Source organism: Neobacillus sp. KR4-4, from assembly GCF_042136325.1.
Classification (GTDB): Bacteria; Bacillota; Bacilli; order Bacillales; family Cytobacillaceae; genus Neobacillus.
This window is the reverse complement of record NZ_JBHHJU010000008.1, coordinates 48,214-61,158: the sequence shown is the minus strand read 5'-3', so window position 1 is coordinate 61,158 and position 12,945 is coordinate 48,214. Positions and strand designations below refer to the sequence as shown.

15 protein-coding genes are annotated in these 12,945 nt (G+C 38.9%); all 15 read right to left on the bottom strand.

Annotation, left to right across the window (positions count from 1 at the left end; translation table 11 throughout):
* Positions 1-124: 124 nt before the first annotated feature.
* Positions 125-478: a hypothetical protein gene (locus ACE198_RS10440; protein WP_375375505.1), complete on the bottom strand. Its 354-nt coding sequence runs from the start codon at positions 476-478 to the stop codon at positions 125-127.
* A gap of 562 nt (positions 479-1,040) precedes the next feature.
* A complete protein-coding gene (locus ACE198_RS10435; RefSeq protein WP_375375504.1) occupies positions 1,041-2,030 on the bottom strand; it encodes a 3,4-dihydroxy-2-butanone-4-phosphate synthase in 990 nt (329 codons plus the stop codon).
* Positions 2,031-2,108: 78 nt separating this feature from the next.
* Positions 2,109-3,014, bottom strand: a complete 906-nt coding sequence (locus ACE198_RS10430) for a hydroxymethylglutaryl-CoA lyase (protein WP_375375503.1) — start codon at positions 3,012-3,014, stop codon at positions 2,109-2,111.
* Positions 2,983-3,525: a LeuD/DmdB family oxidoreductase small subunit gene (locus tag ACE198_RS10425; RefSeq protein WP_375375502.1), complete on the bottom strand. Its 543-nt coding sequence runs from the start codon at positions 3,523-3,525 to the stop codon at positions 2,983-2,985. The genes ACE198_RS10430 and ACE198_RS10425 overlap by 32 nt, the downstream gene beginning before the upstream one ends.
* Complete coding sequence (locus ACE198_RS10420) at positions 3,525-4,787, bottom strand: 3-isopropylmalate dehydratase large subunit (RefSeq protein WP_375375501.1); 1,263 nt, start codon at positions 4,785-4,787, stop codon at positions 3,525-3,527. Before ACE198_RS10420 ends, ACE198_RS10425 begins: the two co-directional genes overlap by 1 nt.
* 87 nt (positions 4,788-4,874) lie before the next feature.
* Positions 4,875-6,098: a CaiB/BaiF CoA transferase family protein gene (locus ACE198_RS10415; protein WP_375375500.1), complete on the bottom strand. Its 1,224-nt coding sequence runs from the start codon at positions 6,096-6,098 to the stop codon at positions 4,875-4,877.
* Positions 6,099-6,151: 53 nt separating this feature from the next.
* On the bottom strand, positions 6,152-6,460 hold the full coding sequence (locus tag ACE198_RS10410) for a hypothetical protein (protein ID WP_375375499.1): 309 nt from the start codon (positions 6,458-6,460) through the stop codon (positions 6,152-6,154).
* A 126-nt stretch (positions 6,461-6,586) separates the two neighbouring features.
* On the bottom strand, positions 6,587-7,081 hold the full coding sequence (locus ACE198_RS10405) for a flavin reductase family protein (RefSeq protein WP_375375498.1): 495 nt from the start codon (positions 7,079-7,081) through the stop codon (positions 6,587-6,589).
* A gap of 23 nt (positions 7,082-7,104) precedes the next feature.
* Positions 7,105-7,665 carry an NADPH-dependent FMN reductase gene (locus ACE198_RS10400; protein WP_375375497.1) on the bottom strand — a complete coding sequence of 187 codons (561 nt, stop codon included), beginning with the start codon at positions 7,663-7,665 and terminating at the stop codon, positions 7,105-7,107.
* Between the two features lie 53 nt (positions 7,666-7,718).
* Complete coding sequence (locus tag ACE198_RS10395) at positions 7,719-8,132, bottom strand: thioredoxin domain-containing protein (RefSeq protein ID WP_375375496.1); 414 nt, start codon at positions 8,130-8,132, stop codon at positions 7,719-7,721.
* A 62-nt stretch (positions 8,133-8,194) separates the two neighbouring features.
* Positions 8,195-9,370 carry an LLM class flavin-dependent oxidoreductase gene (locus tag ACE198_RS10390; protein ID WP_375375495.1) on the bottom strand — a complete coding sequence of 392 codons (1,176 nt, stop codon included), beginning with the start codon at positions 9,368-9,370 and terminating at the stop codon, positions 8,195-8,197.
* A 64-nt stretch (positions 9,371-9,434) separates the two neighbouring features.
* On the bottom strand, positions 9,435-9,848 hold the full coding sequence (locus tag ACE198_RS10385) for a thioredoxin domain-containing protein (RefSeq protein ID WP_375375494.1): 414 nt from the start codon (positions 9,846-9,848) through the stop codon (positions 9,435-9,437).
* Positions 9,849-9,928: 80 nt separating this feature from the next.
* Positions 9,929-10,054 carry a hypothetical protein gene (locus ACE198_RS10380; protein ID WP_375375493.1) on the bottom strand — a complete coding sequence of 42 codons (126 nt, stop codon included), beginning with the start codon at positions 10,052-10,054 and terminating at the stop codon, positions 9,929-9,931.
* A 20-nt stretch (positions 10,055-10,074) separates the two neighbouring features.
* Complete coding sequence (locus ACE198_RS10375; protein WP_375375492.1) at positions 10,075-11,283, bottom strand: LLM class flavin-dependent oxidoreductase; 1,209 nt, start codon at positions 11,281-11,283, stop codon at positions 10,075-10,077.
* Positions 11,284-11,304: 21 nt separating this feature from the next.
* Complete coding sequence (locus tag ACE198_RS10370; RefSeq protein WP_375375491.1) at positions 11,305-12,828, bottom strand: aldehyde dehydrogenase; 1,524 nt, start codon at positions 12,826-12,828, stop codon at positions 11,305-11,307.
* Positions 12,829-12,945: the final 117 nt, after the last annotated feature.

Genomic DNA, 12,945 nt, shown 5'->3' with positions numbered 1-12,945 from the left:
AGCAATCATAATTGGTGCTATCCACCAAGATGGAGACCCCCAATAATTCCTGTCACGAATGGAGTAGATAAATCCTTCACCGTTGACATCAAATATGATGCCGGTACCATAGCTAACCAACAGCCTACTTTAAAATATTTTTCCAAGTGTATAAATAAAAATGGAGCCGGCTTGAAACTGTCTCTTCGGGGAAATGTTCATGTAAATCCCGTGTTCCATATTCTGATAACTTCCCTTGGAATGTGTTTGTAAATATCTCCCCATTGGTCCTTTCGGCATCACCACCGGTTCTGGTTGTTCGATGTTTACCTTTTTTTCCAAAACTCATGTCATATGCGAAATTAAATGCTTTTTGAACAATCTCAATCGATAGTGTTCCATCGACTTTAAAGGGTTTCTTTTTATTTACCTTGAACAATTTTCTTGGATTTCCCCACTTGTCTTTAACTTCTTCAATGTCCATTTTCTCAGGCCACATATGACACCTCCCTTCCAAACTTATCCATTAAATTATACAAATATTTACTTATTTTATGCTTATGATAAGCTTTAAATTGTTCACATCCTCTTAAAAGCTCAAGTGCGGCTTCTTGCCCCATTCTTGATGTGGTTCCAGCCGCAATAAAAGGAATATCCTACCATAACAAGTCGACTCATTCCATCACTCCTTTTTATATTAAATATGAGGTTTTTTAAGATCGAATGAATGGAAAAATTATGAATTTTATTTGACTTTTCTTCTGCTGCACCTATAGGGTGATTTCTTCGTTTAACCGTTACTGAAACCTCTTTATAAGTACAAAAAAGATGAACCACTCTTTTTTGAAGTGTTCACCTTTTAATCATAATTTATAAATTTGAGATTCCTTAATTTTGATTTTCCAATTTACTTACTTTTGTAGGCAGGCAAACTGCACTTCGTCTGCATCCTGCTGAAATATCTGTTTACTCATTAGTAAAAAATACTCTTTGTTTTACATAACCACCCTTTTCTTATAGGCGACTATCAAAACAGTTTTAACATTTAACCTATTACAGATTTATGACCCAATTTTAACCTTCTGTTGTAATTCAAATGTATCTTTTACTTTCTGAATATCTTTTTCAATCTGTTGAATAAGCTGATTTATCGAGCAAAACTTTATCTCTTCCCTTATAAAAAATTTAACCTCAACGTTTATTTCCTCTCCATAAATAGAGTGATTAAAATCAAATATGTGAATTTCATAAGATTTTTGCATATTGTTATTAAGGGTTGGTTTCACTCCGGTATTCATTACTCCAAAGTAGGTTAACCCTCGCCACTTCACCTTCACACCATAGACGCCATTTTTAAAACAGTCGTTTGAAGTGTACAAATCCAGGTTCGCTGTAGGGTATCCAAGCTTTCTCCCAAGTTTTTGCCCATGCACTACTTTACCATCAAGGGTGCAAATCGATGCATTATACATAGATTTAAATATTTCTGTGATTTTAATAGAAGGAATATTATACTCTTTAGAGATGTCTGCCACCTCATGAATAGCGGCTACATCTCCTTGTTTATTGAGGATTTCACATAAATAGGTAATACCTGAGAAGCTTGAAGATATTTTTGCCAAGTCAGCAGAAGCTTCAACAACTCCAATATAATCCAACATTCCATTATCTGAGTAAACTAGCGGGAATACATGGCCAGGTTTTATAAAATCCTCGGGTTTTGAGTCTTCATTCATTACCGCTTTAATCGTGTTTGCACGTTCAAATGCTGATATTCCTGTTGTTGAGGTATGATGATCAATAGAAATGGCAAAGTTTTTATTTGGGTTATTTTTCCCATCCATTAGAGGTAAGTTTAGCTGTTTTGTTTTCCTATTATTTATACAAACATATTTGAGTCCCTTACCGATTTTTGTCATAAGGTTGACATACTGTCCAGTTACTGTTTCGGCTAAGCCCATCAAATAACTTGAATGAGTCTCAACATCATCAATCAGGATTACAGGATTCCCTTTTTTTAATTGTTCAATAACTACCTTAATTGTACTCACCGAGATCCCCTCCAGTTGTTTTTGTGGGAATTTGTTTTTTTAAAAGTCGTTAAAACAGTTTTGACATGCCTTCTTCCTTCAAACACAGGAGTTTTCAAGTATCATATTGTAGTGGCTCATTAAATCTCGATTGGATATTTTTCTGATCAAACCTAAACAAGATTGAAGTGATTCAAGGTCAATGCCTGTTTCGATTCCCAATTCATTCATCATAAATACCACATCTTCCGTAGCAACATTACCCGCTGCCCCCGGGGCAAACGGACATCCGCCCAAACCTCCAATGGAAGCATCAAACCGTGTTACTCCTGCTTGCAGCGCAGCTATAATATTCGCCTGCGCTAATCCGTAAGTATCATGAAAGTGAGCTGTAATCATCGCAGCTGGCTGCATTTCCATCATATCTTTTAATAATGAGTATACTTGTTTAGGATTGGCACGGCCGATGGTGTCACAAAAAACAATTTCGTCTACACCCAAACGATCGATCCTTTTAGCTATTTCCAAAACGAGGCTTGAATCCATAATTCCTTCAAACGGACACCAAAAAGCAGTAGCGATATTGTAACGAACGAAAACATCTTCTGCTTTTGCTTTTAAAATCACATCTTCCAATTTCCGGATTGACTCTTCTCTGGTCATTTTTACATTTTTAAGATTAAAGCTGTTACTGGCACCAACTACAAGAGAAACGGCTCGCACTCCCTGTTCGATAGCCCTGTCAAAACCTCTTTTATTTGGCACCAAAGCCATATACTGGATATAAGGAGCTTGCACAATGCCTTCGAGCACCTCTTTGGCATCCTTCATTTGGGGTACATAAGTTGGATGAACAAAAGATGTGGCTTCCATTCTTTTTATTCCTGTTTTATTGAGCGCATTGATTAGTGAAATTTTATCCTCTGTCGGAATAAAATTGGCTTCGTTCTGTAAACCATCTCTTGGACCGACTTCAATTATTTCCACCTTTTTTGGCACATTCATCGATTTCACCCTCTTTATTTGTTAATAACCTCTTCGCCAAGTATGGTTCCAATCCCCCAAGCTCCACCAATTCAATTAAATGAGCAGGCAGCTTGGTACCTTTATATTCGGCAGCTTGTGTATGATTGATCACTCTGCCCTCCAATAGATCAATTTCAATTTCATCTCCCTCTTGAATCAAAGAGGTATCTTCCATTTCTACCACCGGAAGACCGACATTAATCGAATTTCGGTAAAAAATGCGGGCAAACGAGGTGGAGATAATCGCACCTACCTTAAGATGTTTTAACACCATTTGGGCCGTTTCCCGACTTGAACCTGAACCGAAATTATGTCCAGCCACCAAAATATCACCAGGCTGAACCTTTTTTGCGAAGTTTGGATCAATGGCGCTCATGGCATACTCTGCCTGTTTTTCTACCGGTAAACTCATATACTGCCCGGGTGAAATAATATCCGTATTGATATTGTCACCGTATTTCCAAACACGTCCCCTTATGATTACTGCCATTAGTAGACCTCCTTTAGTAAATATTTACGAGGATCGGTAATCCTTCCTTCAATCGCTGTTGCAGCGACTGTGGCAGGGGAACCCAGATACACTGCACCTTTCGGGCTGCCCATGCGTCCTTTAAAGTTTCGATTGGAAGAGGACATCACCACTTCTCCTGCTCCAATTACCCCACTTGTAAATCCGCCGCACGCCCCGCACGATGGCATGTTCACAATACAGCCAGCTTCGGTCAGAATATCTAAAATCCCTTCTTTATTAGCCTGCATCCAAATATGCTGGGAAGCTGGCACAACCAGACAGCGAATGTTTTTTGAAATTTTCTTGCCCTTCAAGATTTGTGCAGCAATCCTAAGATCACTGATCCGTCCATTTGTACAGGAACCCAGATAAACCTGATCCACGTCTTTTCCTTCAATCATGCTAATATCATGTACATTATCGACTTCGTGCGGGCAAGCTACCTGCGGTTCTAATTCGGAAGCATTATAATGAAGTACGCGTGTATATGTAGCATCAAAGTCACTCTTAACCAATTCAATTTCATCGGTTACACCCTTTGACCGTAAGTAGTTTACTACCTTTTCATCAGGTTCAATGAGCCCAGTTTTTGCTCCTGCTTCAACAGCCATGTTGGATAGAACAAGACGCTCATCAATTGAAAGGCCTTCGATGGCAGTTCCGGAAAACTCCAATGATTGATAGGTTGCTCCTGAGTGTCCAAGGTCTTTGATTGTCTTAAGTACGATATCCTTCGAAAAAACCCCATCAGGCAATTTTCCATCCCAAACTACCTTTATCGTTTCTGGAACCTTCAGCCATGTTTCACCAGTTAATAACACTCCGACCATTTCTGTTGAACCAATGCCTGTCGCAAATGCTCCAAATCCCCCCGCCATACATGTGTGTGAATCTGTTCCAAGTATCAAACGGCCTGGCCGAACATGGCCGTGTTCTGCGATTACCTGATGGCAGGGACCTTCAAATTCATAATAATAGGAAAGGTCTTGCTCTCGTGCCCAGTCGCGTGTGTATTTTAAAATATCAGCCTGCTGCACAGTGGCTGGCGGAGTACAGTGATCCGAAACAACGACTACTTTTTCCTTATCAAACAACTTTCCTCCTAATCGCTTGAAGGCACCATCCACCAGCCATGGTCCCAATAAATCATGCATCATGGCAATATCGACTTTTACCCACACGATATCTCCTGCCTTTACTTCAGATCGGCCAGAAGCCTTGGCCAGGATTTTCTCTGACATCGTCATTCCCATACATATCAATCCCTTCCTTTATTTACTTAAAACTGTGAAAATATAGGAAATCACATTCGTTAATCTGCTAAATTCTTATACTTTTATCTCTTCTGATTTCCCAATAATCCCTTTCTCTATCAGCCTATCAATTTCAGCTTTGCTCAATTTTAAGATATTGTTAAATATCTCTTCATTATGTTGACCTAACTTCGGCCCCGCCCAATCTATATCACCTGGTGTTTCACTTAATTTTGGAACAATTCCCGGAATTTTTAATTTTCCAATTCCGTCGATTGATACTTCCCTTATCATCTCTCTCGCTTGATAATGAGGATCAGCAACAATATCTGCAATGGAGTAGATGGAACCGGCAGGAACCTTACCCTCATCAAGTATTTCTAAAACTTCTTTAAGGTTTAAACTGCGTGTCCACTCTTCTATTGTAGAATCTAAGAATTCCGCATGTTCCGTTCTTGTTGCATTGTTTCTAAAACGAGGATCCTCTGCAAACTCACTTCGTCCAATCATTGTCATCAGGCGTTTGAAAATACCATCGCCATTCGCACCAATGACAACATATTTCCCGTCCTTACATTGGTATGTGTTGGAAGGAGTAATTCCCGGCAGGGTGCTTCCTGTCCGCTCTCTGATTATTCCTGTCCTGTCATATTCAGGCAGCATGCTTTCCATAAAACTAAAAACAGACTCATACAATGCAACGTCTACACTTTGTCCTTGTCCAGTCCCCTTAACATCACGATGGTAGACTGCCATTAACGCTCCAATTACGGCGTATAGGGAGGAAATTGAATCCCCAATACTGATTCCCACTCTTGTTGGCGGACGATCGGGATAACCAGTCAAATATCGTAAACCGCCCATCGCTTCACCAATAGATCCAAACCCGGGTTTATCTTTATATGGTCCATCTTGCCCATAGCCGCTTATCCGAATCATAATTAATCCAGGATTCATTTCCTTTAACTGTTCATAACCTATTCCCCATTTTTCCAATGTTCCGGGGCGGAAGTTTTCAATTATGATATCTACTTCCATAGCTAACTTTTTAATGATTTCCTGTCCTTCATCCTGTCTTAAATCGAGTGTTATAGACTTTTTATTCCGAGATTGAACATACCACCATAAACTGGTACCATTTTCAACGATACGCCATTTACGAATGGGGTCACCCTCTTTTGGATTCTCTACCTTAATTACCTCTGCTCCAAATTCTGCAAAAAGACGTCCTGCTGAAGGACCTGCAATTAATTGACCCATTTCTAATACTTTTAAACCTGTTAAGGCTTTTTGCTTCATGTAAATACCTCCAAACCTTCTGTATTAAAAGCTTAAAGAACAGTTAAACGAAATCATTGTGCTTTGTTCGTAATTTTCGTCACTTGAGAAAAAGATTTATAATAGTTTAGTGAGTATTCCGTTAACGTTTTTGATAAATTTCCATGACCAAATTTGATTTTTCCGTCTTTTGTTAAATTACTCTGACATTGTGAAAGAAAATGATAAATTCTTTTTCTTCGCTTTAATATATCTATGACTCCATTTTCAAAAAACCAAGCATCAATCGTATTGTAAACGCCTCGATTTATTCCAAAATGAGTAATGCATAATTGAATAAATTGTAAGTCAGGCAAATGGATAAATTCTGTTTGTTTATTCAATTTAATCCCCCATTCGTTTCCTGCCAGCCTAAAAAGGCTAGAAAAAACGTCAATTTCGTCCCCATTTGCTTACTTAATAGAAACGGATAGTTATGGATTAACTATCCGTTTTACTAAGAGTGTATGTTATGCCGGCCAGCCAGCAGGGATTAATCCAACATTACGACGGAAATATAACATAGGTTCTTTATCCTGTTTGTCAATATCGATGATTTGGCCGATAAAAATCAAATGATCACCAGCATCAACCGTTTGAACTTTTTTGCATTCCATTACTCCTAAGGAATTAGAAATGACAGGAAGGTTATTTTTAGAAATGGACCAATCCGCCTTAGAGAATCTATCAGGATCTTTTCCTGCGAACGCCCAGCACAATTCACTTTGATCAGCTGCTAGAATATGAACAGCGAAACCTTCGGATTGCTGGAATGTTTCTATAGAACCTGATCTTTTATCGAGACACCATAAAACTAGTAATGGATCTAGAGACACTGAAGCAAATGAATTGACTGTCAGTCCACATGGAGTTCCCTCTGAATCTGTTGTTGTTATTACTGTTACACCCGTTGGATAGCTCCCCATAATCTGCTTAAATACTGATACTGCATCACTGTTACTCAAATCTCATACCTCCCAAATGTTGTTTAATATAATGATGGCCCCAGGACCATTCCCTCAGTAATTTTAGTTAATCGAACTAAATCTTTACCAAACTGTTCCGCCTGGTTTCTTATCTTATCTTCTACTATTCTTCCATTTTCCACTGTAAACCGTGAGTGGTAGAGCACCCCTGGAATTGTATGGACCCGAAAGAATGCCAAGGCCGTTCGGAACCCAAGATCAAGCCCTAGATAATGGTGGTCACTGCCACCTGTTGCGACAAGACCTGCCGACTTCCCCTTAATATAATCATCAGGGATTAAATCAATTAAATTTTTTAGCGCCCCCGTCATTGTTCCACGGTACATGGGAGAGCCAAAAAGATAAGCATCAGCATTTTTTACCTTTTCTAATACTCGCTGTGTGTCCAGATTATATTCTTCTATAGGCCTCCCATCACAAAAATCAAGAGTTGCTTGTGACAGGTCAATGATTTCAATACTAATATCATTATCCGCAGCTTCTGCACCTTCTAAAGCGCTTTCAATTAACGCCCGAGTACGTCTGCTCGATGCTGAACTTCCACAAATCCCTAGTACTTGCACTTATCCTACACCTACTTTACAAAAAAATGTAAACTGCCTCTTACTTGAAGCACTTAAGCCATTGTTACATCTTTTACCTTTACAAACCTAAAGGTATTAACTAGCGAATCAAGATCGTATCCTACTAAAATTGTTTTATAGTTGGTGATAAGTGGTGTAATCACAAGTGAAGGCATATCAGCCAAGAGCTCTCGAACTTCTTCCTCTGATAAATCATTGCTTTGAATCTTATCAATATATGCTCTTTCTGTCTGCCTCTGAGGATTAATCATTGCAAAGGAAAAAACATTTGGGTATACTAATTTTCGCGCCCCTCCAGGAATCAAATCAGCTAATTTTGCAATTTCTTCTTTTGTTAAATCATAGATACTAGTACTTTCAAACGGAATTCCATTATTCGTTAACCACGCTTTTGCAATGTCAGATGATGGATTACCAGACCGTCCATAAAGAACCCATTGATCCATATTATTGACCTCCATTCATGTTATCCTTATTGTTTTTGTAATTCAGATCCTTATTTATTCGTCTACTTTAGTGCACCAATTAAGTCAATCTCCCGCTCCGAGATCTGTTCCTTCTTAACAGGTTTTCTAACCCCTGCTTGTTCTAATAGAGGTAATACATTTTCATTAAAATAAGGCATTTCCTCAACATAATCTAGGAAAGAAACCAATGTTCCTGATACACCCGATTTAGATAGCTTGATCATTTGATCAGCTACTTGCTCAGGTGTTCCTACAAATGCCCAGCCTCCCCAGCCGCCGATAAAGTTCTCTCTAGCCTTTGTTAGGAATTCAATAGAGTTTGATGATGACTCAATTCCAAACATATCACAAATGATATTAGCTACTTCCCAATCTCCTTGTTCACGAACATAATAGTTATAGAAATCTTTTGCCTCTTTCTCAGTTGGACGGCATACAACAAAACCAGTTGTAAATGTATTAATCTCTCTCTTATACTGGTCCCATGCCAGTTTTTTCATATAATTAGTCCATTCTGCAGAGTGCTCCATTGATTCGATATATCCGAAGTTAAAATCAGAGAATCTAGCAGAAAATTCTCGGCCCTTTTTGGATGTTCCAGCACTAATTAATACAGGTCTTGGACTTTGTGATGGCTTTGGCTCCTGCCAGCCATCCTTTATTTCAAAATATTCTCCCTTGTGATCAAAAAATTGTTCAGACCACATTCTTAAAACTACTTCCATCCATTCTGTTGCGTATTCGTATCCTTTGTCATGTTCCATTTTCTTACCAGAAAACATATCCATTTCTTTTGGAAACCAGCCTGTCACCGTATTTAGGCCAATTCTTCCCTTTGAAATTTCATCAATGGTTGAGAGCATTTTAGATGCCACAATTGGATGCATCGTAGGAACATGGGAAGTACAAAATAGATAGATTTTTTTCGTTACAGCAGCCATAGCTGCTGCCCAAGTATACGTTTCCATACAGCTGCCATTGAAATTGCTGGAGCCGCCGAATCCACGCCAACGTGCAACTGGTACTATACATTCGTACCCAGCATCCTCCATCATTTTGGCAATCTTTACATTCGTTTCAAAGTCAGGTTTAAATGTCGTTTTTGCTAGAGTCATGGAACAAGAGTTATTTACGTTTGGACCAAATATCCCCAATTTCAATTGATTATCATTAAACATTGGATTTCCTGCTTCTCTAAATACATCAAATCTGCTCATCTCATTGATCCCCCTTAATAATTTTTAAATTCCTATCCCATATCGGGTTATTAGAAACATAATATTATGCCATAGTTACATCTTTCACCTTTACAAAACGGAAGGTAGAGACCATTGTTTCTAGATCATACCCGATTAATACTCTTTTATAATCTGTAATAATAGGGGAAATCACTAGTGCCGGATAAGTCGCAAGAATATCTCTTATTTCTTCCTCTGCTAATTCACCGCTATGAATCTTTTGAATATAATCTTTTTCGGTTTTTTTCTGCGGGTTAATCATCCAAAAAGAAAATATATCTGGATACACAAGTTCTTTCGCACCACCAGGCAGGAGATCCGCCAATCTTGCAATTTCTTCTCTTGTTAATTGAAAAACACTATAATCTTTGGAAGGTATCCCGTTGTTTTTCAACCACGCTTTTGCAATATCCGAAGCAGGATTCCCTGACTTTCCATATAACACCCATTTATCCATACCAGAAACCCCCATCATTTATTGGTTCATTACAACCATTGAATAAATTCTTTTATTTATTCAATGGTTGGTTTTGACAGTTAATTTTGTTTAAAAATTTTACTTTTATCGTCTACTTTAATGTTTACGAGTTTACAAATGAGGTCCGTTACTTCATCAGTTTCATTTTCTCGCATATAGTAATCTTGCAAAATCCACTGATACATTTCCAAAACCCCCATACAAGTTACCCTAATGAAACAGCTGCCTCTTTTGCAGCCGCTCTTAAAGCTTGTACTCCAATATGTTCAGCGGTTAAAACTTCTGTTTGCTTGATAGGTTTACGCACACCTGCCTGTTCTAGCAACGGCAGAACACTTTCGTTAAAGTAAGGCATCTCTCCAAGATAGTCTACAAATGATAGGAGTGTTCCTGATACACCAGCTTTTGCAATTTTTATTAACTTATCTGCCACTTGCTCAGGTGATCCGACTAGGGCATATCCTCCCCAGCCAGCAATAAAGTTTTCTCTGAATTTCTTATTGAAATCAGCAGATTGAGATGCCGTATCTATATTGAATAAGCGGCAAATAATATCGGTTACCTCGTCATCTCCTTTTTCCCTTACATAATAATTGTAATATTCCCATGCTTCCTTCTCTGTAGGACGACAGACCACAAAGCTAGTTGTGAATGTATTAATTTCTCTCTTGTACTCCTCCCAAGCAAGCTTCTTCATTCGATTTGTCCAATCGCTTGCCTGTTCCATTGACTCAATGAATGAGAAATGGAAATCTACGTATTTCGCTGCAAATTGCATTCCAGCTTTTGAAGAGCCTGCATTAATAAGCACAGGACGTGGACTCTGACTTGGTTTTGGCTCCTGCCAGCCATCTTTTATCTCAAAGAATTCTCCTTTATGATCAAAAAACTGTTCAGACCACATTTTTAGGACAATGTCCAGCCATTCTGCTGCAAATTCATATCCTTTATCATGTTCCAGTTTCTTACCAGAGAACATTCCCATCTCACTAGGAAACCAGCCGTTAACGGTATTTAAACCAATTCTGCCTTTTGAAATTCCATCAATGGTTGAAATCATTTTAGATGCAACAATCGGATGGATTGTTGGTAAATGTGACGTACAGAAGAGATAAATTTTTTTAGTAACGGCCGCCATAGCTGCTGCCCATGTGTACGTTTCCATACATTGGCCATTGAAATTGCTTGGTCCGCCAAATCCGCGCCATCTGGCTACAGGAACGATACACTCGTATCCTGCGGCCTCCATCATTTTGGCAATTTTAACATTGGTTTCGAAATTTGGCTTAAACGTGGTTTCTGCTAGGGTCATAGAACAAGAGTTGTTTACGTTAGGTCCAAATATCCCCAATTTTAGTTGATTATCATTAAACATTGGATTTCCTGATTCTCTGAAAATATCAAATCTGCTCATTATGGTTCCCCCCTCTTTTACTTACATGATTTTAAACGGATCGGTAATGATGTTTCCTGTATCTACCCAAACGCTTTTAATCTGTGTATATTCATGAATGACATTCAAACCATTTTCACGCCCGATTCCGCTGGATTTGTAGCCTCCAAACGGGGAAGCATAAGATACTTTACGGTAATTATTAATCCAAACAGTTCCGGCATTAATTTTTGCTGCCATTCTGTGGGCCCTTTGAACATCTTTCGTCCAAACCGCAGCTGCCAAACCAAATTGTGTATCGTTTGCAATAGATATGGCTTCTGCTTCATCCTTAAAGCGGATTAAGACAACGACTGGTCCAAAAACTTCTTCTTGTGCAATTCGCATATCATTGGTCACATTGCCGAAGATTGTTGGTTCTACAAAGTATCCGTCTTTCAAATCAGGTGCCGTTGGATGCTTTCCTCCGTGAAGAAGTGTAGCTCCTTCATCCTCTGCAATTTTGATATAGCCAAGTACTTTTTGATATTGGCCTTCGAAAGCAACCGTTCCCATTTCAGATTCCATATCAAGCGGGTTACCAAGTTTGATTTGACTTGTTCTTTCAACAAGTTTTTCAACAAACTCATCATAAATAGCGTCATGAACAAGTACCCTTGAACCAGCCATACATGTTTGTCCAGAAGCTGCAAATACGCCTGCTAATACGCCATTTACAGCATTTGCAAGATCGGCATCTTCATAAATGATGTTAGGAGATTTTCCACCTAGCTCTAAAGTAACTCGCGCAAAGTGCTCTGCAGAGTTTTTTACAATTATTTTTCCAGTTGCGGAAGAACCAGTAAATGCAACTTTACGTACATCAGGATGCTTGGACAATGCGTCACCTGCTGTATGGCCAAAACCTGTAACAAAGTTTACAACTCCAGGCGGGAAACCAGCCTCTTGAATTAATTTTGCCAACTCCAGTAAGGATGCAGGAGTTACTTCAGATGGTTTGACGACCACAGTATTTCCAGCAGCTAAAGCCGGGCATAATTTCCAAAGGGTTAATAGCAATGGAGAGTTCCATGGAACAATCGCACCAATGACGCCAAGAGGCTCGCGAACCGTGTAGTTAATCATATTAGGAACATCAACAGGAATACTTTCCCCATGGATCTTGTCTGCTAATCCAGCAAAATAGTAGCACCAGCCTGGAAGTGACTTCGTCTGGCCAAGCATCTCTCGAATTAATTTTCCATTGTCAACCACTTCACTGATTGCTAGACTCTCTGCATTTTCCGCAATCAGGTCACCAAGTTTACGAAGTAGTGCACCACGTTGGGCCCCATTATATGTAGACCATTCTCCTGTTTCAAATGCAGCTTTAGCTGCCTGGACTGCTAGATCAATATCTTCTTTTTCACCTGCTGGAGCTGTTGCCCAAACTTTCCCCGTAAATGGATTTACGGAATCAAAAGTCTTTCCGGAAGCGCTTTCAACCCACTCGTTGTTAATGAACATTTTATATTGTTTTATCCCAGTAAATGGTAATTGATAAACTGTTTTTGTTGTTGTACTCATTATTTTTATTTCCTCCTATTTGCTCAAATGTTCTTTTTTAGTTTGTTAGAGATACACCGCTTTTACTTCGGTTATTTTGCATCATGGTTTTGTGTCTACACAAGCGAATTAATGAAC

Bases quoted from the DNA above. Each gene is read 5' to 3' on its own strand.
- ACE198_RS10440 (WP_375375505.1), bottom strand. From the start codon at position 478: ATGTGGCCTGAGAAAATGGACATTGAAGAAGTTAAAGACAAGTGGGGA.
- ACE198_RS10430 (WP_375375503.1), bottom strand. From the start codon at position 3,014: ATGAATGTGCCAAAAAAGGTGGAAATAATTGAAGTCGGTCCAAGAGAT.
- ACE198_RS10425 (WP_375375502.1), bottom strand. From the start codon at position 3,525: ATGGCAGTAATCATAAGGGGACGTGTTTGGAAATACGGTGACAATATC.
- ACE198_RS10420 (WP_375375501.1), bottom strand. From the start codon at position 4,787: ATGTCAGAGAAAATCCTGGCCAAGGCTTCTGGCCGATCTGAAGTAAAG.
- ACE198_RS10415 (WP_375375500.1), bottom strand. From the start codon at position 6,098: ATGAAGCAAAAAGCCTTAACAGGTTTAAAAGTATTAGAAATGGGTCAA.
- ACE198_RS10395 (WP_375375496.1), bottom strand. From the start codon at position 8,132: ATGGATCAATGGGTTCTTTATGGACGGTCTGGTAATCCATCATCTGAC.
- ACE198_RS10390 (WP_375375495.1), bottom strand. From the start codon at position 9,370: ATGAGCAGATTTGATGTATTTAGAGAAGCAGGAAATCCAATGTTTAAT.
- ACE198_RS10385 (WP_375375494.1), bottom strand. From the start codon at position 9,848: ATGGATAAATGGGTGTTATATGGAAAGTCAGGGAATCCTGCTTCGGAT.
- ACE198_RS10380 (WP_375375493.1), bottom strand. From the start codon at position 10,054: ATGTATCAGTGGATTTTGCAAGATTACTATATGCGAGAAAATGAAACT.
- ACE198_RS10375 (WP_375375492.1), bottom strand. From the start codon at position 11,283: ATGAGCAGATTTGATATTTTCAGAGAATCAGGAAATCCAATGTTTAAT.
- ACE198_RS10370 (WP_375375491.1), bottom strand. From the start codon at position 12,828: ATGAGTACAACAACAAAAACAGTTTATCAATTACCATTTACTGGGATA.